The 25,494-nt window shown below is 64.7% G+C and carries 29 protein-coding genes; 18 read left to right on the forward strand and 11 right to left on the reverse strand.

Annotation, left to right across the window (positions count from 1 at the left end):
* Nucleotides 1–18 precede the first annotated feature (18 nt).
* The 8 genes from CO731_RS06910 (at nt 19) to CO731_RS06945 (ending at nt 6,965) form a co-directional block, all read left to right on the forward strand.
* Nucleotides 19–666 carry a thiamine phosphate synthase gene (locus tag CO731_RS06910; RefSeq protein ID WP_108606535.1) on the forward strand — a complete coding sequence of 216 codons (648 nt, stop codon included), beginning with the start codon at nt 19–21 and terminating at the stop codon, nt 664–666.
* Between the two features lie 2 nt (nt 667–668).
* On the forward strand, nt 669–1,778 hold the full coding sequence (locus CO731_RS06915) for a tetratricopeptide repeat protein (protein ID WP_245439657.1): 1,110 nt from the start codon (nt 669–671) through the stop codon (nt 1,776–1,778).
* A gap of 104 nt (nt 1,779–1,882) precedes the next feature.
* The gene (gene efp / locus CO731_RS06920; protein WP_018429990.1) at nt 1,883–2,449 is read left to right on the forward strand and encodes an elongation factor P; all 567 of its coding nucleotides are present in this window, start codon (nt 1,883–1,885) and stop codon (nt 2,447–2,449) included.
* A gap of 25 nt (nt 2,450–2,474) precedes the next feature.
* Nucleotides 2,475–3,275 carry an inositol monophosphatase family protein gene (locus CO731_RS06925; RefSeq protein ID WP_108606536.1) on the forward strand — a complete coding sequence of 267 codons (801 nt, stop codon included), beginning with the start codon at nt 2,475–2,477 and terminating at the stop codon, nt 3,273–3,275.
* A gap of 72 nt (nt 3,276–3,347) precedes the next feature.
* Complete coding sequence (locus tag CO731_RS06930; RefSeq protein WP_108606537.1) at nt 3,348–4,037, forward strand: hemolysin III family protein; 690 nt, start codon at nt 3,348–3,350, stop codon at nt 4,035–4,037.
* A gap of 195 nt (nt 4,038–4,232) precedes the next feature.
* On the forward strand, nt 4,233–5,252 hold the full coding sequence (locus tag CO731_RS06935; RefSeq protein WP_108606538.1) for a MotA/TolQ/ExbB proton channel family protein: 1,020 nt from the start codon (nt 4,233–4,235) through the stop codon (nt 5,250–5,252).
* Nucleotides 5,253–6,284 (forward strand): peptidoglycan -binding protein, encoded by a 1,032-nt coding sequence (locus CO731_RS06940; RefSeq protein ID WP_108606539.1) that lies wholly within the window; start codon nt 5,253–5,255, stop codon nt 6,282–6,284.
* Between the two features lie 279 nt (nt 6,285–6,563).
* Nucleotides 6,564–6,965, forward strand: a complete 402-nt coding sequence (locus tag CO731_RS06945) for a hypothetical protein (protein WP_108606540.1) — start codon at nt 6,564–6,566, stop codon at nt 6,963–6,965.
* Nucleotides 6,966–7,027: 62 nt separating this feature from the next.
* Here CO731_RS06945 and CO731_RS06950 read toward each other — a convergent pair whose 3' ends face one another.
* On the reverse strand, nt 7,028–7,381 hold the full coding sequence (locus CO731_RS06950; RefSeq protein ID WP_108606541.1) for a DUF1304 domain-containing protein: 354 nt from the start codon (nt 7,379–7,381) through the stop codon (nt 7,028–7,030).
* Nucleotides 7,382–7,518: 137 nt separating this feature from the next.
* On the opposite strand from CO731_RS06950, the gene CO731_RS06955 reads away from it, so the two are divergent.
* From CO731_RS06955 to CO731_RS06965, 3 genes are all read left to right on the forward strand, one after another.
* Nucleotides 7,519–9,003: a carboxypeptidase M32 gene (locus CO731_RS06955; RefSeq protein WP_108606542.1), complete on the forward strand. Its 1,485-nt coding sequence runs from the start codon at nt 7,519–7,521 to the stop codon at nt 9,001–9,003.
* Between the two features lie 153 nt (nt 9,004–9,156).
* Nucleotides 9,157–10,812: an FAD-binding dehydrogenase gene (locus CO731_RS06960; protein WP_108606543.1), complete on the forward strand. Its 1,656-nt coding sequence runs from the start codon at nt 9,157–9,159 to the stop codon at nt 10,810–10,812.
* A gap of 95 nt (nt 10,813–10,907) precedes the next feature.
* Nucleotides 10,908–11,597: a nitroreductase family protein gene (locus CO731_RS06965; protein WP_108606544.1), complete on the forward strand. Its 690-nt coding sequence runs from the start codon at nt 10,908–10,910 to the stop codon at nt 11,595–11,597.
* 21 nt (nt 11,598–11,618) lie between these two features.
* Here the strand turns inward: CO731_RS06965 and CO731_RS06970 are convergent, their stop codons facing one another.
* On the reverse strand, nt 11,619–13,424 hold the full coding sequence (locus CO731_RS06970) for an ABC transporter transmembrane domain-containing protein (protein WP_108609676.1): 1,806 nt from the start codon (nt 13,422–13,424) through the stop codon (nt 11,619–11,621).
* Nucleotides 13,425–13,612: 188 nt separating this feature from the next.
* Between CO731_RS06970 and rpmE the strand changes: the two genes are divergently transcribed.
* Nucleotides 13,613–13,834: a 50S ribosomal protein L31 gene (rpmE, locus tag CO731_RS06975; RefSeq protein WP_108609677.1), complete on the forward strand. Its 222-nt coding sequence runs from the start codon at nt 13,613–13,615 to the stop codon at nt 13,832–13,834.
* Nucleotides 13,835–14,058: 224 nt separating this feature from the next.
* Here the strand turns inward: rpmE and CO731_RS06980 are convergent, their stop codons facing one another.
* A complete protein-coding gene (locus CO731_RS06980) occupies nt 14,059–14,685 on the reverse strand; it encodes a TetR/AcrR family transcriptional regulator (RefSeq protein ID WP_108609678.1) in 627 nt (208 codons plus the stop codon).
* Between the two features lie 98 nt (nt 14,686–14,783).
* Between CO731_RS06980 and CO731_RS06985 the strand changes: the two genes are divergently transcribed.
* On the forward strand, nt 14,784–15,629 hold the full coding sequence (locus CO731_RS06985; protein ID WP_108606545.1) for an NAD(P)H-binding protein: 846 nt from the start codon (nt 14,784–14,786) through the stop codon (nt 15,627–15,629).
* Entirely contained in the window at nt 15,626–16,117 is a 492-nt protein-coding gene (locus CO731_RS06990) for an anthrone oxygenase family protein (protein ID WP_108606546.1), read from the forward strand. The genes CO731_RS06985 and CO731_RS06990 overlap by 4 nt, the downstream gene beginning before the upstream one ends.
* 45 nt (nt 16,118–16,162) lie before the next feature.
* Here the strand turns inward: CO731_RS06990 and CO731_RS06995 are convergent, their stop codons facing one another.
* The 3 genes from CO731_RS06995 to CO731_RS07005 all read right to left on the reverse strand — a co-directional run bounded on the left by CO731_RS06995 (nt 16,163) and on the right by CO731_RS07005 (nt 18,593).
* The gene (locus CO731_RS06995) at nt 16,163–17,239 is read right to left on the reverse strand and encodes a D-alanine--D-alanine ligase family protein (RefSeq protein ID WP_108606547.1); all 1,077 of its coding nucleotides are present in this window, start codon (nt 17,237–17,239) and stop codon (nt 16,163–16,165) included.
* Between the two features lie 133 nt (nt 17,240–17,372).
* Nucleotides 17,373–17,684, reverse strand: a complete 312-nt coding sequence (locus tag CO731_RS07000; protein WP_108606548.1) for a SelT/SelW/SelH family protein — start codon at nt 17,682–17,684, stop codon at nt 17,373–17,375.
* A gap of 159 nt (nt 17,685–17,843) precedes the next feature.
* A complete protein-coding gene (locus tag CO731_RS07005) occupies nt 17,844–18,593 on the reverse strand; it encodes a YebC/PmpR family DNA-binding transcriptional regulator (RefSeq protein ID WP_108606549.1) in 750 nt (249 codons plus the stop codon).
* Nucleotides 18,594–18,759: 166 nt separating this feature from the next.
* Between CO731_RS07005 and CO731_RS07010 the strand changes: the two genes are divergently transcribed.
* The gene (locus tag CO731_RS07010) at nt 18,760–19,566 is read left to right on the forward strand and encodes an MBL fold metallo-hydrolase (protein WP_108606550.1); all 807 of its coding nucleotides are present in this window, start codon (nt 18,760–18,762) and stop codon (nt 19,564–19,566) included.
* 7 nt (nt 19,567–19,573) lie between these two features.
* Here the strand turns inward: CO731_RS07010 and CO731_RS07015 are convergent, their stop codons facing one another.
* Together CO731_RS07015 and CO731_RS07020 are read right to left on the reverse strand one after the other, a co-directional pair.
* The gene (locus tag CO731_RS07015) at nt 19,574–21,007 is read right to left on the reverse strand and encodes a GGDEF domain-containing protein (RefSeq protein ID WP_108606551.1); all 1,434 of its coding nucleotides are present in this window, start codon (nt 21,005–21,007) and stop codon (nt 19,574–19,576) included.
* 194 nt (nt 21,008–21,201) lie between these two features.
* Nucleotides 21,202–21,906: a glutathione S-transferase family protein gene (locus CO731_RS07020; RefSeq protein WP_108606552.1), complete on the reverse strand. Its 705-nt coding sequence runs from the start codon at nt 21,904–21,906 to the stop codon at nt 21,202–21,204.
* 130 nt (nt 21,907–22,036) lie between these two features.
* Here CO731_RS07020 and CO731_RS07025 point away from each other — a divergent pair, with 130 nt between their 5' ends.
* Nucleotides 22,037–22,381 (forward strand): helix-turn-helix domain-containing protein, encoded by a 345-nt coding sequence (locus CO731_RS07025; RefSeq protein WP_108606553.1) that lies wholly within the window; start codon nt 22,037–22,039, stop codon nt 22,379–22,381.
* A gap of 21 nt (nt 22,382–22,402) precedes the next feature.
* Here the strand turns inward: CO731_RS07025 and CO731_RS07030 are convergent, their stop codons facing one another.
* Nucleotides 22,403–22,726 carry a metalloregulator ArsR/SmtB family transcription factor gene (locus tag CO731_RS07030; RefSeq protein ID WP_108606554.1) on the reverse strand — a complete coding sequence of 108 codons (324 nt, stop codon included), beginning with the start codon at nt 22,724–22,726 and terminating at the stop codon, nt 22,403–22,405.
* 50 nt (nt 22,727–22,776) lie between these two features.
* On the opposite strand from CO731_RS07030, the gene CO731_RS07035 reads away from it, so the two are divergent.
* A complete protein-coding gene (locus CO731_RS07035; protein WP_108606555.1) occupies nt 22,777–23,262 on the forward strand; it encodes an SRPBCC domain-containing protein in 486 nt (161 codons plus the stop codon).
* 11 nt (nt 23,263–23,273) lie between these two features.
* Entirely contained in the window at nt 23,274–23,636 is a 363-nt protein-coding gene (locus tag CO731_RS07040) for a hypothetical protein (protein WP_108606556.1), read from the forward strand.
* Between the two features lie 51 nt (nt 23,637–23,687).
* On the opposite strand, the gene CO731_RS07045 is transcribed toward CO731_RS07040, so the two are convergent.
* Together CO731_RS07045 and CO731_RS07050 are read right to left on the reverse strand one after the other, a co-directional pair.
* Nucleotides 23,688–24,398, reverse strand: a complete 711-nt coding sequence (locus CO731_RS07045; protein ID WP_108606557.1) for a DNA helicase — start codon at nt 24,396–24,398, stop codon at nt 23,688–23,690.
* Nucleotides 24,399–24,618: 220 nt separating this feature from the next.
* Nucleotides 24,619–25,380 carry a TerC family protein gene (locus tag CO731_RS07050; RefSeq protein ID WP_108606558.1) on the reverse strand — a complete coding sequence of 254 codons (762 nt, stop codon included), beginning with the start codon at nt 25,378–25,380 and terminating at the stop codon, nt 24,619–24,621.
* Nucleotides 25,381–25,494 lie beyond the last annotated feature (114 nt).

Consider the following 25,494-nt stretch of genomic DNA (forward strand, 5'->3'; position numbering starts at 1 on the left):
AGCACCGGATCGAAGAACATGAACCCAAATACGCCGCCCAATCGCTGCCGCATCGTGCTGATTGCGCCGCCCTCGGTGCAGCCCGGGGATGTCGAGGCCGCGCTTGCCGGCGGCGACGTCGCTTCGGTCATCCTTCCCGCCGAGGGCACCGATGAGGTGTCCTTCCAGAACTTCGCCGAAAAGGTAGCAGCTGCGGCACGCGAAGCCGGCGTGGCCGTGGTGGTCGCCGGCGACACCCGCGTTGCCGGCCGCATCCAGGCCGACGGCATCCATGTCGAGGGCAAGAAGGCAGCTCTCGCCGAAGCCGTCGAACATTACCAGGAGCGCATGATGGTCGGCGTCGGCGGCGCCAAGACGCGCGACGATGCGCTGGAACTCGGCGAGGAGCGGCCCGACTACATCTTCTTCGGCCGCTTCGGCTACGACAACAAGCCCGAGCCCCATTCGCGCAACCTTTCGCTCGGCCAATGGTGGGCCGAGATGATCGAGATTCCCTGCATCGTGATGGCCGGTTCTGACCTTGCCTCTGTCGAGGCGGTGGCGGCGACAGGCGTGGAATTCGTCGCGCTGTCGTCGGCGGTGTTCGGCGAAGGCATCGATCCGCGCGAGGCTGTGGCTCGCGCCAATGCGCTGCTCGACGAGACTGCGCCGCACTTCGAGGGCTGACGATGGACCGTTCGCGCTTTCTTGCCGCGCTTCTGTGCCTGGGCTTCGGGCTCGAGCCCGCGATTGCCGTCGAAAGCGCGCCTGTCCCGCCGTCCGACCAGGGTGCGGTTCCCTCACTTGGCAAGCCTGTCGACATCGTCGACCCCAGCCGCTTCGGACCCGCGCCGACGCCCGAGGCGGTGCCGGCGTTGCAGCCCGCTCCTGCTGCTCCCGCCACGCCTGATCTCGGCGCCAATCCGGCGGCCAAGGCGCCCGACGGCATCGACCCCAACCGTTTTGGCGGAAAGCATTCGGACGAGGCCTATGGCGCCTTCCAGCGTGGACTCTACAAGACGGCCTACAATCTGGCGCTGCCACGGGCCGAGGCGGGAGACTCCGCCGCCCAGACGCTGATTGCCGAAATCCTGTCGCGTGGCCTGGGTGTGGCGCGCAACGATTCCGAGGCAGCCAAGTGGTACGAGCGCGCCGCCGAACAGGGCGTTCCCGAAGCGCAGTTCCAATATGCGCTGCTGCTGCTCGATGGGAAATACGTGACCCGCGACGACAAGGCCGCCAATGCCCTGATGCAGGCTGCGGCCGAGGCCGGCAACCGGCTCGCCCAGTTCAACTATGCCCAGATGCTGGTGCAGCGCGAGCCAGGCGGCCGGGGCCTGGAGAAGGCCGTGCCCTATTATGAACGGGCCGCGGCGACAGGGCTCGCGGACGCGCAATATGCGATGGCCCAGGTGCTTGGCAACGGCGTCGGCGGCAAGCTGCGCGACGACAAGCAGGCACGGCTGATGCTCGTCCGTGCGGCACGCCAGAACTATGACACCGCCCAGTTCGACCTTGGCCTGTGGATGGCCGACGGGCGTGGTGGCGACCGCGACCTGAAATCGGCTTTCGGCTGGATGAAGCTCGCCGCCGACAGCGGCAATGTCGCGGCGCAGAACCGGCTCGCCAAGTTCTATATGGGGGGCATCGGCGTTGATCCCGATCCGATCCTCGCCGGCGCGTGGTACATCAATGCCCGCCGTGCCGGGCTCAACGATCCCGAGATGGACGACTTCCTGCGCGGCCTGACCGACGTCGAGATGAAACAGGCGCTGGAGCGCGCCAACCGCATCCGCTGAGATCAGCGAAAATCGCGACTTCTCTTGCCTAAAAAGCCATTTTGTGGTCTTGGAGGCGCCGATAGCGCCCCTTCCGGCGCAAACCTCTCTTCCGGAAACCAACCATGGCCAAGATCAACGGCAACGAAATCCGTCCCGGCAACGTCATCGAGCATGACGGCGGCCTCTGGGTGGCGGTCAGGACCAATCACGTCAAGCCCGGCAAGGGCGGCGCCTACAATCAGGTCGAACTCAAGAACCTCATCAACGGCACCAAGCTCAACGAGCGTTTCCGCTCGGCCGAGACGGTCGAAAAGGTTCGCCTCGAGCAGAAGGACTTTTCGTTCCTCTACGAGCAGGGCGATGCGCTGGTGTTCATGGATACCGCTAGCTACGAGCAGCTCGAACTGCTCAAGGATTTCGTCGGCGACCGTGCCGCCTTCCTGCAGGACGGCATGATGGTCACGGTCGAGCTCTATGACGAGCGTCCGATCGGCATCGCGCTGCCCGACCAGGTGACGCTGACGATCACCGAGGCCGACCCGGTCGTGAAGGGCCAGACGGCCGCTTCGTCCTACAAGCCGGCGGTGCTGGAAAACGGCGTCCGCGTGCTGGTGCCGCCCTTCATCTCGTCGGGCGAGCGCATCATCGTCGACACCAACGAGATCACCTACGTCCGCCGCGCGGATTGAGCACGGTAACGGAGAGGTCTAGATAATGGCGCGTTCAGCGATCCTAAATGTCATGGTGCAGGCCGCCATGAAGGCCGGCCGCTCGCTGGCTCGCGACTTCGGCGAAGTGCAGAACCTGCAGGTCTCGCTCAAGGGACCTGGCGACTATGTCAGCCAGGCCGACCGCAAGGCCGAAGACATCCTGTTTGCCGAGCTGTCGAAGGCCCGCGCAGGTTATGGCTTCCTGATGGAAGAGCGTGGCGTGGTCGCCGGCGAGGACGACCAGCACCGCTGGATCGTCGACCCGCTCGACGGCACCACCAACTTCCTGCACGGCATTCCGGTGTTCTCGATCTCGATCGCGCTGGAACGCCAGGGCCAGATCGTCGCCGCGGTCGTTTACAACCCGGCGATGGACGAACTCTACACCGCCGAACGCGGTGGCGGTGCCTTCCTCAATGACCGCCGCCTGCGCGTCTCCGGCCGCACCAAGCTTTCCGACGCGGTCATCGGTTGTGGCGCACCGCATCTCGGCCGCGGCCATCATGGCAACTTCCTGCTCGAGCTGCGCAACGTCATGGGCGAAGTCGCGGGCATCCGCCGCCTCGGCTCGGCGGCGCTCGATCTCGCCTATGTCGCTGCCGGCCGCATGGACGGCTTCTGGGAGACGGCATTGTCGCCCTGGGACGTCGCAGCCGGCATCCTTCTCGTGCGCGAAGCCGGCGGCTTCGTCTCCGACGACAAGGGCGGCCAGGACATGCTCGATGGCGGCTCGATCGTCGTCGGCAACGAGACCATCCATCGCGCGCTGCTCAAGACCCTGAAGAAGCCGGTCACGCCGCGCTGATCCGCCGCGCAGCGCACTGCTTGCGCATCGTGCCTGCGCCTGCCCATATTAGGCAAGGCGCAGGGACGAGCGATGACGGACAATCTCCGCAAGCCTGAGACAGCTGTGCCCTTCATCGGGCGCTACAGCCATTCGCGCGCCGAACTCATCGCCGACGGCGTGGTCCACGCGATCGGCATCCTGCTCGCCGTCGCCGCCGGTTCGGTGCTGCTTTCGATCTCCGCATTCTACACCGCCACCGGCGAGTATCTCGCCGCCGTGGTTTTCGTGGTGGCGCTGCTGACCGTGCTTTCGGTGTCGTGCGCCTACAATCTGTGGCCGATCTCGCCGGCCAAGTGGGTACTGCGCCGCTTCGACCATGCCGGCATCTACCTGCTGATCGCCGCCACCTACACGCCGTTCCTGGCCCAACTCGAGGACCGCGTCACGGCAGGGTGGATGGCGGGTATCGTCTGGTCGGCGGCCATCGCCGGCATGGCGATCAAGCTTTTCCTGCCCGGCAGGCTCGACCGGCTGGCGGTCGCCTTCTATCTCGCCATGGGCTGGAGCGGCGTCGTCATCCTGCGCCCGCTGGTCGCAACACTGCCTTCGGCAACGCTGTGGCTGCTGTTTGCCGGCGGCATGGTCTATTCCTGCGGCGTGATCTTCTATGCCTGGCAGCGTCTGCGTTTCCAGAGTGCCCTATGGCACGGCTTCGTCGTCACCGGAGCGGGCCTTCACGTGGCGGCGATGATCGACCTTCTGGTGGTCGCGCGGCTGTGATCGCGGGACGATGCGCGCCACCAAGCGCAAGCGTCTTTCATTTTCGTCACATTTCCGCTTACAGTCGTGGTCCACTAACGCGTCGGTGCAACTTAACAAAAGCACCATGCGTAGATTGAAAGCGGCGAAGCGTCCTTTGCGTGTCCGGATGGATGTGCGACGCCTTGGCCGCGCGGAACTGGAACCGGGGCGCCGATGTCATTCTTGAAATCTCTCGGAGTAGGCAGGGGCTCCGATGTGCTCAACTACGATCCGCATCGCCTGTCCAGTCCGCAGGTGTTCCTGCTGACGATGATGATCTTCCTGGCGATCGTCGCCTTCATAGCGGCAATCCTGACACGGCAGATTTCCAACGCCTTCGTCACCAATCCCGGCCTCAACGGGCTGATCATCGGCGTGCTTGTGGTCGGCATCGGCCTTGCCTTCGTCCAGGTCGGCCGCCTGTTTCGTGAAGTACGCTGGATCAACTCGTTCCGGGCCGGCTCGGAAGTCAACGAACCGGTGCTGCTGGCGCCGATGAAGGCGATGCTCGGCCGTTCGTCGTCGATGGCGTTCTCGACCAGTTCGATGCGGACGATGCTCGATTCGATCGCCACCCGCCTCGATGAAAGCCGCGACGTCTCGCGCTATCTCGTCGGCCTGCTCGTCTTTCTCGGCCTGCTCGGTACGTTCTGGGGCCTGCTTGAGACCATCGGTTCGATCGGCGACACTATCCAGTCGCTCGATCCCGGCACAGGCGATGCCGCCGCGGTGCTCGAAGCGCTGAAGGCGGGGCTCGCCGCGCCGCTGCAAGGCATGGGCACCGCGTTCTCGTCGTCGCTGTTCGGCTTGTCCGGCTCGCTGGTGCTGGGGTTCCTCGATCTTCAGGCCGGTCGCGCCCAGACGCGTTTCTACACCGAGCTGGAAAACTGGCTCTCGACAGTTGCCGACCTGTCCTCCGACATCGTCGTCGCCGATGCCAAGAACGGCTCGACGGACGAGATCCGGGCGCTCAGCGAGCGTTTGCGCAACATGCAGGAGCAGAGCGGGTCGAACCCACGCATCGCCGCTGCCATGGCCAGCCTCGCCGACGGCATTTCGGGCCTCGTCAAGAACATGCGCAGCGAACAGCAGATTATGCGCGACTGGGTCGAGGCGCAATCCGACGAGCAGAAGGCGATGCGCAGCACGCTCGAAAAGATCGCCGACGCCCTCAAGAAAGAGGGAGTCCACTAAGTGGCTCTTGCGCGTGGGCGGCGGGGCGACCGTCGCATCGACTATTGGCCGGGTTTCGTCGACGCGCTGTCGACGCTGCTTCTGGCCATCATGTTCCTGCTCTCGGTCTTCGTGCTGGCGCAGTTCCTGCTCAGCCGCGAAATCTCCGGCAAGGACGAGGTGCTGACCCGGCTCAATTCGCAGATCAACGAGCTGACGCAGCTGCTCGCGCTTGAAAAGTCCAATTCGCAGGACGTCGAGGACGCGCTCGCCAACCTTCAGGCATCGCTGTCGGCTGCGGAGAGCGAAAAGAGCCGGCTCGAACAGTTGTTGTCCCTGGGATCGGGCGCCGGTGCTGAGGCCACGGCGCGGATCGGTTCGCTGACCGGCGAACTCGACAGCGAACGCCAGATCAGCCAGCGCGCACTCAGCCAGGTCGAGCTGCTCAACCAGCAGATCGCCGCTTTGCGCCGCCAGATCGGCGCGCTGGAGGAAGCGCTCAACGCTTCGGAAACCCGTGACAAGGAATCCAACACCAAGATCGCCGATCTTGGCCGCCGCCTGAACGTGGCGCTGGCCCAGCGTGTGCAGGAACTCAACCGCTACCGCTCCGACTTCTTCGGTCGCCTGCGCGAGATCCTGTCCGACCGTGAAAACATCCGGATCGTCGGCGACCGTTTCGTGTTCCAGTCGGAAGTGCTGTTCCCGACGGGCTCCGAGCAGATCAACGAGGCAGGCCAGGGCGAGATGAAGAAGCTCGCCGACGCTATCCTCGAATTGCAGAAGGAAATCCCGCCGGAGATCAACTGGGTGCTGCGCGTCGACGGCCACACCGACAACATCCCGCTGTCGGGCACCGGCCGCTATCGCGACAACTGGGAGCTTTCTTCCGCCCGCTCGACCTCGGTGGTGAAATTCCTGATCGAAAATGGCGTGCCGGCCAACCGACTGGTCGCGGCCGGCTTCGGCGAGTTCCAGCCGCTGGACGAAAGCGGCACCGACGAGGCGCGTTCCAGGAATCGACGCATCGAACTCAAGCTCACCGAGCGATAAGACGGCATCCGCAACATCGGAACCGGGCGAACCCGGTCTCAATATTTCGTGTGCGAGAAGCCTGCCTCAACCGGGGCGGTGGTGCGGCATTGGCAGCGTGATTGTGGCGGCCAAGATTATCTTTTCTTAATTGGGCTTCCCGGCTGCGCGAACCTAGACTCCAGATGCAGTCCGGGAACCGCCGGCGACGACCTCCCGCCGCGACACGACGGAACTTGACGGGCTGCGATCGACGGGACGCCAGTTGTAACGCGACCCGCAAGTTCGGGAGACGCAATCATGCGCTCTTTGACCCTCAAGGCGGCGCTTGCCGCATTCCTCATCTCGGCTCCTCTCGGCATCGCCTTCGCGGCACCCATGCACGAGCCGCATTTCCGTTCGTCGGACCATGACGACAGCGACGCACCTCCGCCCACGACCTACGCCACGGGCGGACAGCTGAGCGCCGTGCTCAACGATCTGCGTGACACCGACGCACGCATCCAGTCCGACAGAACCCTCAAGCTGATCACGCCGGCAGAGGCACGCGGGCTGGAAGCGCAGGCGGCCACGATCCGCAAGGCGGCGGTCGCCGGTTCAGCGCGCGACGGCGGCATGATCCCGGCAGGCGAATATCACCAGCTGATGGCGCGGATCTCAGGCCTGGACGATCAGGTTGGCCACGACGCCTTCCGCGGCTAGTCTTGTTACAGTCCTTGTCAGGCGCCTTCGGTGCAAACCGGGGGCGCCTGTTTGGCGTCCGGCTACCAGCCGATCCAGAGGGCGGCGAGTGCCAGCGCAGCCGGCACGGTCTGGATGTAGAGGATCTTGCGGCTGACGGTGGCCGCGCCATAAAGGCCGGCGATGGCGATGCAGAGCAGGAAGAATACCTTCACCTGGAAGCCTGCCTCGCCCAGCCATAGGCCCCAGATCAGGCCGGCGGCGAGAAATCCGTTGTAGAGCCCCTGGTTGGCGGCCAGCACCTTGGAGGCCGTGGCGAAGTCGGGCTTCAGGCCGAACGCCTTGTGCCCGCGCGGCGTGTCCCACAGCACCATTTCGAGATAGACGATGTAGAGGTGGATCAAGGCCACCAGCCCGACCAGGATGTTCGCTAGCATAACCGGTCCCCTTCGATCTCCGGGATGACTTGAGCATGCCGGCTGCCGCACCGGCAAGTGGTGGACCAGCCGAACAGTCTTGCGAATGCGCGCGCTTTGGTATCCTCTCGCCGCGATTTTGAGACAGAGGAAGAGCCATGTCCTTCGCAAAACTTGACGAACTCGGCCGCAAGCTCGAAGCGCTGGAGCACGCGCTCGCCATTCTCGGCGCCGACGAGGCCACCCACATGGCGGTGGGCGGCGGCGCCAAGCGCGCCGAAGCGCTGTCGGCGCTCGCCGGCATGTATCATCGCCAGGCGACCGCACCCGAAATCGCCGATTGGATCGCCGCCGCCGAAGCGGAAACGCTCGACGACGAGCAGGCCGTGGCACTGCGGGAGTTCCGCCGCCAGTACACCAACATGACCTGCCTGCCGTCGGAGTTCGTCGAACGCCAGACCTCGGCGCGCCTGCGCTGCGAGCAGTTGTGGCGCGACCTGCGCGCCAAGAACGACTGGGCCGGTTTCCAGCCGGCGCTGGAGGGCATCGTCACGCTTGTTCGCGAGGAAGCCGCGCTGCGTTCCGAAGCGCTCGGCCTCGCGCCCTACGATGCGCTGATGGAGCAGTACGATCCCGGCAACCGCACCGCCGACATCACGCCCGTGTTCACCGACCTCAAGGCATTCCTCAGGGATTTCGTGCCGGAAGCACTGGCAGTGCAGCAAGAGCGCCGCGCCAAGAACCCGCCGCGCGCCCTGTCAGGCGTCTATGCCGTCGAGCGCCAGCGTGAGCTTGGCCTTGCGATGATGGGCGCCGTCGGTTTCGACCTCACCCGCGGCAGCCTGTCGGTGTCGCATCATCCGTTCTGCGGCGGCGTGCCGTCGGACGTGCGCATCACCACCCGCTACAAGACCTCCGACTTCCTCTCGGCACTGATGGGCGTGCTGCACGAGACCGGCCATGCGCTCTACGAGCAGAACCTGCCCGAGGCATGGGCACACTGGCCACTCGGCAAGGCGCGTGGCATGGCCGTGCACGAGAGCCAGAGCCTGTTCGTCGAAAAGCAGCTGGGGCGCAATCCGGCCTTCTGGCACTGGGCGTTGCCACTGGTCGAACAGCATCTCGGCGAGCGTTGGACGATCGACGAGATCCTGCCCCACGTCCATCATGTCGAGCGCGGCCTGATCCGCGTCGACGCCGACGAGGTCACCTATCCGCTGCACGTCATCCTGCGCTACGAGCTGGAGCAGGAACTCGTCGCGGGCCGCCTGGCTGTGTCCGACCTGCCCGAGGCGTGGGACGCCAAGATGCGCGAGTATCTCGGCCTGTCGACCATCGACAATCCGGCGGACGGGCCGATGCAGGACGTGCACTGGCCGAGCGGTGCCTTCGGCTATTTCCCGTCCTACACACTGGGCGCGATGATGGCGGCGCAGCAATGGGCGGCCATCGTGAAGGCGCATCCATCGGTCGACGACGAGATCGCGCGCGGCCACTTCGACACCGTCAACAACTGGCGCCGCGACAAGATCTGGTCGCAGGCTTCGCTGTGGTCGACGCCGGACCTGCTCGAACGCGCCACGGGCGAGAAGCTGAACGCAGCGCATTTCACGTCGCATCTGAAGAAGCGCTACGGAGCATAATATCTCTGCTTCATCAGGCCTCCGCTTCGGCACGGAGGCCTGGAAACGGGTATTCATCTGCCGCAGCGGAACATCTGCGGCGCGACTTTCCGCTTGATCCTGAAAATCATTGCCCGAAACTCCCCGCAACACCAAAGACCTTGGGAGAGGCAGGTGGCGGATCATGCGGATGCAATCGTGATCGGCGGCGGGCTCGCCGGCCTCGTCGCCACGGCCGAACTCGCCGACGCCGGCAAGCGCGTCATCATCCTCGAGCAGGAAGGCGAGAACTCGCTTGGCGGCCAGGCGTTCTGGTCGCTCGGCGGCCTGTTTTTCGTCGACAGCCCCGAGCAGCGCCGGATGCGGATCAAGGACAGCCGCGAACTCGCCTTGCAGGATTGGCTGGGTTCGGCGCAGTTCGACCGCCCGGAGGATTTTTGGCCGCGCAAGGTGGCCGAAGCCTTCATCGATTTCGCGGCCGGCGAGATGCGGCCCTGGCTGCATGCCCAGGGCATGCGCTGGTTTCCGGTCGTCGGCTGGGCCGAGCGCGGCGGTGCTGCAGCGCACGGCCACGGCAATTCGGTGCCGCGCTTCCATGTCACCTGGGGCACCGGGCCCGGCGTCCTGGCGCCATTTTTGCGCCGCGTCCGCGAGCACGCGGCCGCCGGCCGAATCGCGCTCAAGTTCCGGCACCGGGCGAGCCGTCTCATCAAGACGGGCGGGGCCGTCAGCGGCGTTTCCGGCGAAATCCTGGAACCCTCCACCGTCGACCGCGGTCAGCAATCCGGCCGCACGGTTGCCGGCGAGTTCGAGTTCCACGCGGGCGCAGTGATTGTCACATCAGGCGGCATCGGCGGCGATCATGAGCTCGTGCGCAAGGCATGGCCCGCCGAGCGCCTCGGCCCTGCGCCGAAGAAGATGGTGGCCGGCGTGCCGCATCACGTCGACGGCCGCATGATCGCCATCACGGAAGCCGCCGGCGGCACCGTCATCAACCGCGACCGCATGTGGCACTACACCGAGGGCCTGATTAACTGGAACCCGATCTGGCCGAACCACGGCATCCGCATCCTGCCCGGGCCGTCGTCGATGTGGTTCGACGCGCTCGGGCAGCGGCTCGAGGCGCCGTTCCTGCCCGGCTTCGACACGCTAGGCACGCTCAGGCGCATCCTGTCCACCGGCCACGAATACTCATGGTTCGTCCTGACCCAAAAGATCATCAAGAAGGAGTTCGCGCTGTCAGGCTCCGAGCAGAATCCTGACTTGACCTCCGGGCGCTGGATCGAGGTGCTGAAGAGCCGCCGGGCCAAGGGCGCACCGCCCGCGGTCGAGGCCTTCAAGCGGCATGGCGAGGATTTCGTCGTGCGCGACAATCTGCGTGATCTCGTCGCCGGCATGAACGCGCTTGCCGGCAACACCCTGATCGACCATGACCGCTTCAACGCCCAGATCGCGGCGCGCGACCGAGAGGTCGACAATCCGTTCTGCAAGGACGCCCAGGTCACCGCCATCCATGGGGCGCGAAAATATCTTGGCGACCGGCTGGTGCGCACGGCCAAGCCGCACAAGATCCTCGACCCTGCAAACGGCCCGCTGATCGCCGTGCGGCTCAACGTGCTGACACGCAAGACGCTGGGCGGCCTGCACACCAATCTGGATGGCCAGGTGCTCGACGCCTCGGGCGAACCCGTTCCGGGTCTTTACGCTGCGGGCGAGGTCGCCGGCTTCGGCGGCGGCGGCTACCACGGCTACAATGCTCTGGAAGGCACCTTCCTCGGCGGCTGCATCTTCTCGGGCAGGAATGCCGGAGGGCATGTCGCTCGAGGCTGAGCCTCTCGCCAAAAGCTGGCCCGGTATCGTCCATTGACGGCACCAGCCATTTTCCCGAATGTCCACCGACACGATCAAGCAATGAGAACATCCCGATGACCGTTCAGTCCGCCCACAGCTACCGCACCGTTCCGCTGCCCGACTTCGAAGAGAAGCCGATCGAGGAGATGCGCGCCGGAGCCCAGGCGTTCTACGACGAGATCCGGACACGCCACACCGTGCGGGATTTCTCGACGCGGCCGGTGCCGCGCGACATCATTGAAACCTGCATCATGGCGGCCGGTACCGCGCCCAATGGCGCCAACCACCAGCCCTGGCATTTCGCCGTCATCGGCGACGCCGAGATCAAGCGCCAGATCCGCGAGGCAGCCGAGGTCGAGGAGCGCGCTTTCTATGAAGGCCGCGCCGGCGAGGAGTGGCTCAAGGCGCTGGCGCCGCTCGGCACCGATGCCTCCAAGCCGTTCCTGGAAGAGGCGCCGTGGCTGATCTGCATCTTCGGCGAGCGTAGGAGCCGATCGGCAGACGGCGTCACGCGCAAGAACTACTACGTGCCGGAATCGGTCAGCATCGCCACCGGCTTCCTGATCGCCGCACTCCACCGCGCCGGGCTTGCCACGCTCACGCACACGCCCAACCCGATGAGTTTCCTCAACCAGATCTGCGGCCGCGACCCGCACGACAAGCCCTACATCCTGATGGTCGTCGGCTACCCCAAGGAAGGCGCCACCATTCCTGCCCACGCCATGGACAAGCGGCCATTGTCGGAGATTGCGACCTTCCTGTAGCTGCGCGCTTTGGCTTCCGAACTACTCCGCCGCGCCCTGGAAAGCGCCGGCGCCGGCATGGAACTGCAGTCTGGCGAGACGGGCATAGATACCGCCCTTGGCGACCAGGCTCTGGTGCGTGCCTTCCTCGACGATTGCGCCGCCATCCATGACCAGGATGCGGTCGGCCTTCAGCACCGTCGCCAGCCTGTGGGCGATGACGATGGTGGTGCGGCCCCGCATCAGGTGTTCGAGCGCCGTCTGCACCTGCTTTTCGCTCTCGGCGTCGAGGGCCGAAGTTGCCTCGTCGAGCAACAGGATCGGCGCGTCGCGCAGGATGGCGCGGGCGATGGCGATGCGCTGGCGCTGGCCGCCCGAGAGCGTCACGCCACGTTCGCCTACTTGCGTTTCATATCCGTCCTGCAGCTTTTCGATGAAACCGTCGGCCAGGGCCGCCTTGGCTGCGGCTTCGATCTCCGGACGGGATGCGCCGGGCCGGCCGAAGCCGATATTCTCGGCGGCCGTGCTGGCAAATACCGTCACGTCCTGGGGCACGATGGCGATGCGCTCGCGCACCGCCTGCGGATCGGCCTTTTGCAGGTCGACGCCGTCGATCAGCACGGAGCCGTTCTCTGGGTCGTAGAAGCGCAGCAGAAGCGAGAACACGGTGCTCTTGCCCGCGCCCGATGGCCCAACGATGGCCACCGTTTCACCCGGCTTGACGACGAAGCTCAGCCCGTGCACGGCGGCGCGGTCCGGCCGGACCGGGTAGGAGAAGGTCACGTCGCGGAATTCGATCGCACCGGTGCTCTTGGCGGGCAGGGCGACAGGCGAGGCCGGTGCGGCGACGGTCGGCTTTTCGGCCAGGATCTCGGTGATGCGCTCGGCGGCACCTGCAGCGGAACTCAGTTCGCCCCACACTTCCGACAGGCTGCCCAGCGCGCCGGCGGCGAAGACCGAATAGAGCAGGAACTGGCCGAGCGTGCCCGGCGACAGCATGCCGTCGAGGACGTCGCGTGAGCCGAACCACAGCACCGCCACGACCGAGGCGAAGATGGTGAAGATGGCAAAGAAGGTCAGCACCGAACGCGCCAGCACCGAGGCACGGGCCGCGCTGAAGGCCGTTTCAACCGCGGCGGCGAACTTGCCTGTCACCAGCCGTTCGTTGGTGAAGGCCTGGAGCGTGCGGATCGCTCCGATCTGCTCACTGGCAAAGGCGGTGGCGTCGGCCAGCGTATCCTGCGCTGTGCGCGACTTGCGCCGCACCGAGCGGCCGAAGGCGACGAGCGGCAACACGATCAGCGGGATCGCCGCGATCACCAGCCCTGAAAGCTTCGGGCTGGTCACCACCATCATGGCGAGGGCGCCAAGGAAAAGGATGAGGTTGCGCAGTGCGACCGAGGCGGTGGCGCCGACGGCGGCCTTGATCTGGGTGGTGTCGGCGGTCAGCCGCGAGACGATCTCGCCCGACATTGCCGTGTCGAAGAAGGCCGGCGACAGGTTGGTGACGTGGGTGAAGACGTCGCGGCGGATGTCGGAGACGACGCGCTCGCCCAGCGTGATGACAAAAAAATAGCGGCAGGCCGAGGCCAGCGCGAGCAGGGCCGCGATCGCCACCAGCATGGCGAAATACTGTGCGATGAAGGTCGAATCGACCGAGGAGAAACCGTGGTCGATCATGCGGCGTACGGCGAGCGGCAGGGTCAGCGTGGTGACGGCGGCGGCAACCAGCGAAATGATGGCGCCGACGACAAGCCTGGGGTAGCGATAAAGATAGGGTGACAGGCGATTCAACGGGCGGAGCGAACGTCGGCGCTCTTCGTTGGCGGCCGTTGTCGTGTTCGCCATGATGTTTCCCTCTCGGCCGCGGCCCATTTGCCGGCTGCGCGGCCTTGTGATTCGAAATCGGCTGATGTATAGGCACGCCGACCGTTTCTGAAGCCTTGGCCTATCTAGCCGTGGCTTCGAATTTTCGAAAGAGGCGCATCGCCGCAGGATACCTGCGCAAGCCGCGCCGCGACAGCAGGAACAGAGCGATGAAAGCCGATATCCATCCCGACTACCACGCCATCAAGATCGTCATGACCAATGGCACCGAATACATGACCCGCTCCACCTGGGGCAAGGAAGGCGATACGATGAACCTCGATATCGATCCGACCACGCACCCGGCCTGGACCGGCGGCCAGCACAACCTGCTCGACCGCGGCGGTCGTCTGTCGAAGTTCAAGAAGCGCTACGAAGGCCTCGGCATCTAAGCCGACCTGTATCGCCGGCTATCAAGAACCCGCCCTCGTGGCGGGTTTTTTTGTTGTGCGCGAGGCAGCGATCGCATTGAGGGTGTGGGCGCCCTCCCTCCCCCTTGTGGGGAGGGATAAAGGGTGGGGGTACTGCAAGGGCTCGGCCCTGATAGTCGGCTTGGCTGGGGCTCACATGACCCCCACCCCTAACCCCTCCCCACAAGGGGGGAGGGGAACCTCGTCTACAGCGCCGCGACCTCCCGCAGCGCCATGGCCTTGTAGTCGGACACCAGCGCGTCGCCTTCGGCGCGTTCGACCGAAATGGCGAGCCGCATCGCCGATTCCCCCAGCGACATGATCAGGAAGGCCTTGCGCTCGATTTCGGCCGCATTGACGGCGGGCGCGACACGCCGCCACGCCTCGGCCAGCAGCGCGCCGTTGGCCCGGCTGTCCCTCAGGTCGATGTCGCGCAGGGCCTTGTCGGCCTGTGTTCCCGACCAGATGTCGCGCATCACCGGCTCGGCCAGGAAGATGCCGTAATAGACGTCGATCAGCCCGCCGAAGGCTTCGATCAGGCCCTTCATGTCGCGCACCCCGGCAAGCCCGTCGGCGATGCAGGCGCGGCCTTCGGCGTTGTAGCGTTCGGCCAGGGTGCGGATGATTGCGCCCTTGTCGGGAAAATACTGGTAGAGCGAGCCGATCGATACGCTGGCGCGTTCGGCCACTTCCCCCATCCGCATGGCGTCGCTGCCGCCTTCCGAGATCAGCGCGCGTGCCGCTTGCAGCATGCGCTCGACGCGCTCCTGGCTGCGCTTCTGGCTTGGTGCCCGACGCAAGGCCTGGCCTGAGTTGTCCTCAATCGCTTCCATGTTCTTTTGCCCGCAACGAATCCGCTTGACCTCCATAATATGAGGGTTTATCACATTTGCAAATGTGAGCATTACTCACGTTATCGAAGGAGGCCAAAATGACCGTAACCCAGCAAAGCATGAAGCCCATTCTGATCCTTGGCGGCACCGGCAAGACCGGCCGCCGCATCGCAGAACAGCTTGTCGCGCGCGACCTGCCCGTCCGCATCGGTTCGCGTGGCAGTGCTCCGTCCTTCGATTGGGAAAACCGCGCCACCTGGGCCGGCGCGCTCGAGGGCGTCGGCGCCGTCTACGTGTCCTACTACCCTGACCTCGCAGCGCCGGGCGCTGCCGAAGCGGTCGGCGCATTCGCCAAGCTTGCCGTGACCATGGGGGTCAATCGCCTCGTACTTCTCTCCGGGCGCGGCGAGCCCGAGGCACAGCGGGCGGAGGAAATGGTCAAGCAGTCCGGCGCCGAATGGACGATCCTGCGCTGCAGCTGGTTCATGCAGAATTTCAGTGAGAGTTTCATGCTCGATGCGGTGCTGACGGGCGAGGTGGCCTTGCCGGTGGGGGCAGTCCGTGAACCCTTCGTCGATGCCGACGACATCGCAGATGCGGCCGTCGCTGCCTTCACCGACAACCGCCATATCGGCCAGTTTTACGAACTCACCGGCCCGCGCTTCATGACCTTCTCCGAGGCCGTTGCAGACATTGCCGAGGCGGCCGGCCGCGAAATCCGTTTCGTCGAGCTGACCACCGAGCAGTTCGCTGCACGCCTTGCCGAACAGCAATTGCCCCAGGGTCTCATCGATCTCCTGATGATGCTGTTCACCGAAGTGCTGGATGGCCGCAACGAATATCTTACCGATGGCGTCGAGCGGGCACTTGGCCGCCCGGCGCGCGATTTCCGCGACTATGCCAACGCCGTCGCAGCAACCGGTATCTGGGGAGGCGCGAAATGAGCGCAATGCTGTTTTCGGCGCTCACCTTCGCCGCCGTGCTCGGCAGCGGCATCGCCGCCGGCCTGTTCTTCATCTTCTCGAACACCATCATGGCATCGCTGGCGCGGCTGCCCGCCGCCCATGGCATTGCCGCCATGCAACAGGTCAACGTCACCATCATCAACCCGTTGTTCATGACGGTGTTCATGGGCATGGTGGCGGTGTCGCTGGGGCTTGCCGCCAAGGCGGTCCTCGGCTGGAGCGAGGCCGGTTCGGCCTGGCTGCTCGCTGGCAGCCTCGCCTATCTCCTGGGCTGCTTCCTGGTGACGATGGTCTTCAACGTGCCGCTCAACGACGCACTCGCCGCTACCGACCCGGCTAGCGCCGAAGGTGCCGCGCTATGGGCGCGCTATCTCGCCGAATGGCTGCCGTGGAACCACGTCCGCACGGTCGCCTGCCTGGCCTCGCTGGCGTCCTTTGCCATGGCCTTCTCGGGCGCCCGCGGATGAATTTGCGGGGCCAGCCGGAAGATCATCCTCCCGGCCGGCCCGCAATCACGCCTGGCGCCTGGCACGGTCGATGGCATGCTCGATCAGCCGGCCGACGAGGTCGGGATAGGCAATGCCGCTGGCTCCGAGCGTCTTGGGGTACATGCTGATGTTGGTGAAGCCGGGGATGGTGTTGATCTCGTTGATCAGCGCTGAGCCGTCGGCACGGACGAAGAAGTCGACCCGGGCCATGCCCTCGCAGCCGAGCGCGAGAAACCCTTTTCGCGACATGTCCTGAAGCTGCCGCGTCGCTGCTTCGGGAAGCTCTGCCGGTATGCGCAAGGCCGCGCCGTCGGCATCGATGTACTTTGCCTCATAGGTATAGAAACCGTGGCTGGCGGCTGGCGCGATCTCGCCCGGCAGCGAAACGGTCAGCGAACCGTCGAGGTTTTCAAGCACACCGAACTCGATCTCGCGGCCATCGACGAACTCCTCGATCAGCACCTTGCGGTCGTGCTTGAACGCTTCGTCCAAAGCTACCTTCAACTGCTCGGCGGTACCTGCCTTGCTGACGCCGAAAGACGAACCCTGGCGTGCCGGCTTGACGAAAACCGGCAGGCCAAGTGCGGCGGCCACCGCGTCGAATTCCGGCTGCTCTCCGGCATGCACGGTAATTCCCCGCGCCACCGGTACGCCGGCCTCCTTCAGCAGCCGCTTGGCCGCGTCCTTGTCCATCGCGTTGGCGGAGCCGAGCACGCCGCAGCCGACATATGGCACGCCGGCGACTTCGGCCAGGCCCTGCACCGTGCCATCCTCGCCGAACGGGCCGTGCAACACCGGAAACAGCACGTCGATGCCGGGCAACTCGAACGGCGCCTCGCCTTCGGGAACGGCAACCAGCCGACCCTTGCCGCCCGGCAAAAGGCTCACCTCGGTGCCATGCTCTGGCACGGACTTGGGTAGCGCGCCGTCGCGGTCGAGTTCGGCCAGCAGCCACTTGCCCTGGCGGCTGACGCCGATCGGCACGACCTCATATCTGGAGGCGTCGATCGCCTTGACCACATTGCTTGCGGACATGATGGAAACGTCGTGTTCGGCGGAACGTCCGCCGAAGAGAACTGCAATGCGCGGTCTCGTGGTCATGAATGCTGTTCCGTCCCTGTGGATTTTCCGGGCAACGCGTGCCGTGCGGTGCGGTCCCATGCCCTGGTTGCGCAGGAAATGGAACTTATCTGTGGCGCTGTCGTGGGCCCTGCACGATTTCCGCAGCGGCCGCTCAGGCCGGGTCCTTTGCCTTATGGCCCTTGCGGTCGGAATGGCCGAGGTCGCGCTCGGGGTCGATCATGTCGCGCACCAGCTGCTTGAGCTGGGCCGCGTCGGGAAAACCGCCGTCGCGTTTGCGGTCCCAGATCAGTTCGCCGTTGCAGGTGACGGTGAAGATGCCGCCGGTGCCCGGCACCAGGGTCACTTCGCCGAGTTCCTGGCCAAAGGTCGAGAGCAGCTCCTGCGCCATCCAGCCGGCGCGGAGAAGCCACATGCACTGGGTGCAATAGGTGATGCGGATCTGGGGAAGGGTGTCGTTGGTCATGAGCAGCTCCGAGACCGAAGGTTGTTCTCTGGCTTGCTGCGCGTTCCTGGAGGCCTTGGCCGGAGAGGAACAGCGGTGGCTTGCTGATGTTTGGCCCAGCCGCGGAGGCGGGCGTTTTTCGCGGCGGACGGGTTCATCCGCCGCGAAGAGGCCGTCCTGTTACGCCGCGCTGAGCTTGGCCAGCGTTGCTTCGTCGACTTCGAAGTTGGCGTAGACGTTCTGCACGTCGTCGTCGTCTTCCAGCGTGCCGACCAGCTTCATCAGCGACTGGGCCCGCTCTTCGTCGACAGGGATGTTGTTCTGCGGCTTCCAGATGATCTTCACCGACTCGGCGTCGCCGAGCGAGCTTTCCAGCGCCTTGGACACTTCGCCGAGGTTTTCGAAAGCGCAGGTGATGGTGTGGCCGTCCTCGTCGGACTGCACATCGTCGGCGCCGGCCTCGATCGCGGCGTCCATGACCTTGTCGGCGTCGCCGGCCTTGGCGGCATAGACGATCTCGCCGACGCGGTCCCACATGAACGAGACTGAGCCGGTTTCGCCCATTGCACCGCCGGACTTGGTGAAGGCGGCACGGACGTTGGAGGCGGTGCGGTTGCGGTTGTCGGTCAGCGCCTCGACGATGAGGGCCACGCCACCCGGGCCGTAGCCTTCGTAGCGCACTTCTTCGTAGTTCTCGGCGTCGCCCATCGAGGCCTTGGAGATGGCGCGCGCGATGTTGTCCTTGGGCATCGACACGGCCTTGGCGTTCTGTACCGCCAGGCGAAGGCGCGGGTTCATTGTCGCGTCGGGCACGCCGGTCTTTGCGGCAACGGTGATTTCGCGCGCGAGCTTGGAGAACATCTTGGACCGCACCGCATCCTGGCGGCCCTTGCGGTGCATGATGTTCTTGAACTGTGAATGGCCGGCCATGGGACCCCTGTTTGTCGCTTCGGCAGTGTTTGAATGGGCCGCCTTATAGATAAATCGGCTCAATACGTCCAGAGTTTCGGGCCTTCAGGCACTCGCGAAAACGTGACTACGCGCCGCTTGCCTCGGCTGAGATAGTGCGGCCACGCCCCGAACGCACGAGAGCGCCATGCCCGTCCGCCTGTTCGCTGCCTGCCTTGTCGCCCTGCTTGCGCTGGCTCGGCCCGCCGCTGCCGCCGAAGACCCGGTGCCGAGCAGATGCATGGCCATCGCCGAGGCCCTGCCCAAGGCCACCTACGCCAGCTTCACCCCGGCGCAGGCCTTCGTCGATGGCGACGTCACCATCACCTATGCCGGCCACTCGACCTATGTCATCGAGACGCCGGGTGGCGTGCGCATCGCCACCGACTATAGCGGCCTTTACGGCTCCAACCCGCTGCCGCGCATCGTCACCATGAACAAGGCGCACCGCACACATTACACTGACTTCCCCGACAAGGGCATCGACCACGTGCTGCGCGGGTGGAACCCCGATGGCGGGCCGGCCAGGCATGCGCTGGTGGTGGATGATGTGTATGTCCGCAACGTGCCGACCGACATCAGGCGCTTCGGCGAGATGGAGGCCAACGGCAATTCGATCTTCATCTTCGAGGTTGCCGGTCTGTGCATCGGCCATCTCGGCCATCTGCACCACCGGCTGGAGGACGCACATTACGGCGCCATCGGCCGGCTCGACGTGGTGATGGTGCCGATCGACGGCGGCATGACGCTGTCGATCGACGCGATGACCGAGATCACCACGCGGCTCTACTCCTCGATGATCCTGCCAATGCACCGGCATGCGACGCCAATGGCCGAGTTCACCGGCATGATGGGCGACGGTTTCGCCGTCGAGTTCCGCCCCAGCCGCTCGCTCAAGGTGTCGCTCAGATCGCTGCCCGCGCGGCCAACGATCATCGTTCTCGAGGGCATCTGAAGGCCTGTCAGCTGCGGACGCGGACCTGGTTGCGGCCGCCTGCCTTGGCTTCGTAGAGCGCCTGGTCGGCGGCCGCCAGCATCGCGTCGATGGATGTTGAGGCATCTGCCTTGTGCGCCGAGACGCCGATGCTCACCGTGAATTTCAGCGCTTCGCCGGAGGGCAGTGCCACTTCGGTGGCCTCGACCGCAAGCCGTATGCGCTCGGCCAGCGCCGTCGCCTCGATCATGTCGGCCAAGGGCATCAGCACGGCAAATTCCTCCCCGCCCAGCCGTCCGATCAGGTCACCCGCGCGCAGGTGCTTCGACGCCTGCGGGAAGAAGGCTTTCAGCGCAGCGTCGCCGACACCGTGGCCGTGCTCGTCGTTGACACGCTTGAAGTGGTCGAGGTCGATCATCAGCACGGCGATGTTGCCGTGGCCCTGGATGAGTTCGTCCAGCCGCGACTGTCCGCGCTCGAAGAAGGCGCCGCGTGAGAGCGCCCCGGTCAGCGCATCGTAGTTGGCGATGTGCTGGAGCCTGGCGATCAACTCCCGGCGTCCGGTGTTGATGCTCGCCACCGTCAGCGGCCCCAGCGCCATCAGCGCGATGCCGAGGCGGATCGAGTCGAGCGAGCGGATGGGGTCCGCCGGTGCTGCGAGATCGACGAGACCGGCGGGTATCGAGATCAGCAGCCAGATGCACAACAGCAGGGTCATCACGGAGGTGGTGAACAGGCTGTAGGTGAGCGCGCACCACAACAGGGCCGGGATCGGAAAGGCCAGTGCCCCTGGACCGCCGATCAGCACGCCTCCAGCGACGGACAGGATGAGGGCAAGACATGGGGCGCCCCGCAGCATGGTTTCCAGCGACAGGCCGTCGGAAGGCGGCCAGCGTACGGACAGCGACCGAACCCCGGGAAATGTCAGTATCGCCGGCAGGATCACCAGGGTGTTGACCAATTCGGTGACGAACCACAGCTTGAACCCGACCGCGAAGGTGCGGTCGAACAACAGGCCAACTGCACCACCGCCCGCAAATGCGGCGGCCACCGCTGCCATGCAGCATATGCCGAAGAGATAAAGGACGGAGACAGGGTGCTGCAGCTTCCTGTCGTTCTCGCTGACGAGGCGGAACAGCAGATAGCCGGTGATGGCGGAAACCATGTTTGCTGCGGTCAGCCACGCCGTGACGTACCAGCCGCCACCGGTCAGAATGTCCGCTGCGACGTAGCCGACGAACGCTGCCGCCCAGCCGGCCGGGCCGGCAAAGCGCGGATTGCGCACCATCATGCCGAGCAGAATGGCGTTGGCCGGCCAGAAACTGGCGAGAAAGCCTACCGGGCGGGTGAGGATCCCAAACAGGGCGGCGGCGAATATCACGCCACCGACGATCAATATGCCGGGTATCCGCTGCGCCGCGTTCGGTGCGGCGAGCCGGCTTTTGGCCTCAGTTACAGACATCGGACCCTAAATACGTGTTGCAGACGTCCCTTGATGCCTATGGTTGCAGCAAGGGGTTCAAAACGCCTTAACGCATATCAGGAATATCGAATATCGAAGCAGTTTCGCCAGGCTTTCTGCGGTGCCGGCTGCGATGCTCGTTTCGGGCAAGCACGCTCCCCCATGAAATCCACGGGGGAGCGTCTGCAAGGCGGTCAGGCGGCCAGTCGTGTGTCCAGTTCCTGCACGGTCAGTTGTCCGCGAAAGCCGCCGGACGACTTGTGCGGCGTCTCGTCCTCGATGGCGTGGGCGAAGATCACCGCCGGATCGGCTTCGAGCCTGGCCATGTGCTTGTGGATGCCGGGGAACTCCCTGGCGATATCGAACAGGCCGAGGTCCTCGCCCCAGCGGGCGATGCCGATGAAATAGGCGTCGCCCACGGTCTTCGCGTCGCCGACCAGCCACTCCCGGCCTTCGAGCACACCCTGCAGATAGCCATAGGCTTCGGCCGATTTTTCACGGGCGAGACGGCGCAGGAACGCCTTGCCGGCATGGTCGTCCTCCTCCAGCTTGTAGGCATTCCAGCCGTAGCCGAGGGCCGAATGCAGGGTCGTGTGCAGGTAGGAGAGCATCCAGTTGAGTTCGTCGAACTTCTTGGTGCCCTGGGCGAAGCCCAGCCCCTTGTCGAGGCCGCGCGCGGCGATGCTGTGCAGGATCGCCAGGCTCTCGGTCAGCGGTTTGCCGTCCTTGGTGATCATCGCCGGTGTCTGTCCCAGCGGGCTCACCGTGGCGAAGCTGTCGGAGCGTTTCGAGAGCATGTCGATGCGGTGCAGGCGGTAGGGCTGGCCGAGCCATTCGAGTGCCACGATCGAGCCGAAGGAGCAGCCGTGGGGCACGCCGTAGAAGAGCACAGGTTCCATTTCACGTCCCTTTTGAATTTGGGCCGCGATCCATTCGCGGCGTGCCTCAGAAGCTATGCATTGCTTTCGTTTCAGCAAGTACCTACAATTTTGTAAGGTACTGACTTCAAAGTAAGAATTGAGGAATTCCATGGCAAAGATGCAGCCAGAAAGTTGTGGCCTCGGTCCCGCCTTCCAGGTCATCGGCGGCAAATGGAAGGCGCTGATCCTGTGGCTGGTGCACACCGAGCCGCGCCGCTTCGGTGAGTTGAAGCGGCTGGTCCCCGACATCAGCGAGAAGATGCTGATCCAGCAGTTGCGCGAGATGGAGGCCGATGGCCTTGTTCACCGCGAGGTGTTCCACGAGGTGCCGCCAAGGGTCGAGTATTCGGCTACGCCGCTTGGCCAGTCGCTCGACGATGCTCTCGTTCCACTTGCCAACTGGGGCAAGGAGCATGGCGCCGCCATCGAGGCGCGCAAGACGAAGGTCGCCTAAGCTGCAATAGCTGAGGTCCGCTCAGCCTTCCAGGTCGAGCTTCAGCCGGTCGAGAATGCTCATCGCATGGCTGGCATATTCACTGATCCAGCGGTCGTGAATCTGCTTGATCGGCAGCGAGTTGAGGTGGTTCCAGCGCTCGCGCCCCTCACGCCGGGCGACCACCAGATCTGCCTCCTCCAGAACCTTCAGGTGCTGCATCACCGTGCAGCGGTCCATGTCGTCGAAGCGTTCGCACATGGCGCCCGTGGTGAGCGGGCCATCCTTCAGACAATCGAGCATCAAGCGCCGGCGCGGATGAGCCAGGGCTTTGAAAACATTGTCATCTTTCGAATCGATTGACATGTTATGTTTTTATAACACATTATCGCGAAGTGCAAGCAGAGGAGATCACAATGTCCCTTGGATTCAAGGTTTCGGGCCGGATAGCCAAGCCAGTCCATGAGGTGTTCGACGCGGTCGTCAACCCAACGAAGCTCAGCGCCTATTTCACCACCATCCGCGGCGCCAGCGCGCCGCTGGTCGCAGGCACCACGGTCACCTGGTGGGGCTCGGTGCCGGTCGAGGTCGAGGAAATCGAACAGGACAAGCGCATCGTGCTGCGCTGGGATGCCGAAGTTTCCGAGGGCCAGCCCGCCTACAAGACGAGGATCGAGATGGGCTTCGAAGTGCTCGAGGACGGATCGACCTTCGTCACCATCGGCGAGTCGGGCTGGGTCGAGGACGCAGTCGGGCGCAAGGCGTCCTACGGCAATTGCGAGGGCTGGGCCGAGATGCTGTCGGCGATGAAGGCGTGGCTCGAATACGGGATCAACCTGCGCGAGGGCTTCTATCCCTCCGAGATGCGCGGCGAGCTGCCGACGACGAGCGAGCGCAAGTGAGGAGCGGGAACATGAGTGCAACAATCGAAGGCGGCATCAACATCGCGATGAAGGTGCCGAGCCACCAGTATGAGGCGACGATCGCCTTCTATCGCGACGTTGTCGGCCTCGAAGGCATTCCGGAGAAGGCGCCTGCGATCGGCTTCAAGCTCGGCCCGAACCAGCTCTGGATCGACGAGGCTCCGACCATGAGCCAGGCCGAGGTCTGGCTGGAGCTGTTCACGCCTGATTTCGCCGTCACGCTCAGGCAACTCGGCGATGCGGGCGCGGTGCGCTGCGACCCGATCGAGCCGCTGGGCGAGAGCTTCCGTGGTGGCTGGATCATGAACCCGGCCAACATCGTGCACATGGTACGCGAACCCGACGCCTGGTGAGCGCTGCCCACAGCGTCTCGGGCGGCGGCGATTGCTCGCCGCCCGATCTCGTCAAACTGTCTGGAACCGCACCTCGCCCTGGTTCAGGAAGCATGCCTTGTCGAACAGCTTGAGGTCGAGCGGATTGGGCAGCCTGACATCGTCCAGATCCGGTACCGCTTTCGCCGACGGATCATAGGTGCGGTCGATCTGCGAGATCATGACGACGATCAGTCCCATCTCGCGCGCCAGTGACTTCAGCACCTGAACCTGATCCATCAATGCCGGGTTCTCGCGCTTCTGGTCGAGCAGTTGCAGATAGTCGACCACCACCACGGTTCCGCGTGGCGCGATGGCCATGCGCCTGGCGATGTGGGCGGCGTTGATCGTGTCGGAACTGTCGAGGTCGAACAGGCTACCGAACTGCGCGTGGTCGGCGCCGATGGCGCGAAAGCGGTCGAGCACTTCGCTCTCGGTGTACTCCAGCGTGAAGAAGGTGCTGCGCTGGCCCGCCTTCATCGCCTCCACGGCAAGTTCGAGCCCCATCAGCGTCTTGCCCTGGCCCGGCCGCGCGCCGAGCAGCACCAGGTCGCCGGGCGCGAGGCGCGCAAACAGCTTGCCGGCCGGCCGGGTGGCCGCTGATGTGGCGGCGAGCAGGCTCCATGCGCCAAAGCCTTCTTCGGCCGCGATGCGGTCGAGCGCCTGGTGCAACGGGATATGGCCGGTCCTGGCGAGAAGCCTGGCGTTGCGCTTCAGCATGGGAATGGGTGCGGAAAGTTTCATCCGGCGAACCTCCTATCGCGAGCAGTCGTCGCAACCCCTCCTTATGCAAGCGCTCGAACAGTTGGCTCGGAAATCGAGACACCCTGCACGAACTGTGCTTTCCCGGTGGAGGGGGGAGGCGTGGGCTGCGCCAGAATCAGATGATAGCCCAGAATTCGGCGGCCTGAAATCGGCGCGGAAACGAAAACGGCGGGCACTGGCCCGCCGTTTGTTTTGTCCGTCAGTGGCCGTCGCTGCGTTGCTGCCTGCGGCGATTCCGCTGCAGCATGTTGAGGCCCTCGACCAGCGCCGAGAAGCCCATGGCGGCATAGATGTAGCCCTTGGGCACATGGTAGCCGAAGCCGTCGGCGATCAGCGTCATGCCGATCATCAAGAGGAAACCGAGCGCCAGCATGACGATGGTCGGGTTCTTCTCGATGAACTGGGCGAGCGGGGTCGCCGCCAGAAGCATCACCGTCACGGCCACGATCACGGCGATGTACATGATGCCAATCTCGTCGGTCATGCCGACGGCGGTGATGATCGAGTCGATCGAGAACACCAGGTCGAGCAGCAGGATCTGGAAGATCGCCGCGCCCATCGAAAGCTGCAGCGTGCGCGACACCATTTCGTCCTTTTGATCCTCGGGGTCGACCGAGTGGTGGATCTCCTTGGTCGCCTTCCAGACCAGGAACAGGCCGCCGGCGATCAGGATCAGGTCGCGCCAGGAGAAACCGTGGCCGAAGGCGGTGAACACCGGTGCCGTCAGCGCAACGATGAAGGAAATCGTGGCAAGCAGCACCAGGCGCATGATCAGTGCCGCGCCGATGCCGAGCCGCCGCGCCTTGGCGCGCTGGGCCTCCGGCAATTTGTTGGTCAGGATCGAGATGAAGATCAGGTTGTCGATGCCGAGCACGACCTCGAGCGCAATCAGGGTCAACAGCGCCACCCAGGCAGTGGGGTCGTTGACGAAGGCGAAATACGGCGCCAGGAATTCGATCATCAGAGTGTCCCCGTGTTCTTCTAAATGGCAATCGAGCTGCCGTGGGGCCGCTCTCGCCGCATCGGCCCGAAAATCGAATAGATTTTCGGAAAGCACGATGCGCAACTAAAAAGT

This window comes from Aminobacter sp. MSH1, assembly GCF_003071665.1.
GTDB lineage: Bacteria > Pseudomonadota > Alphaproteobacteria > Rhizobiales > Rhizobiaceae > Aminobacter > Aminobacter niigataensis.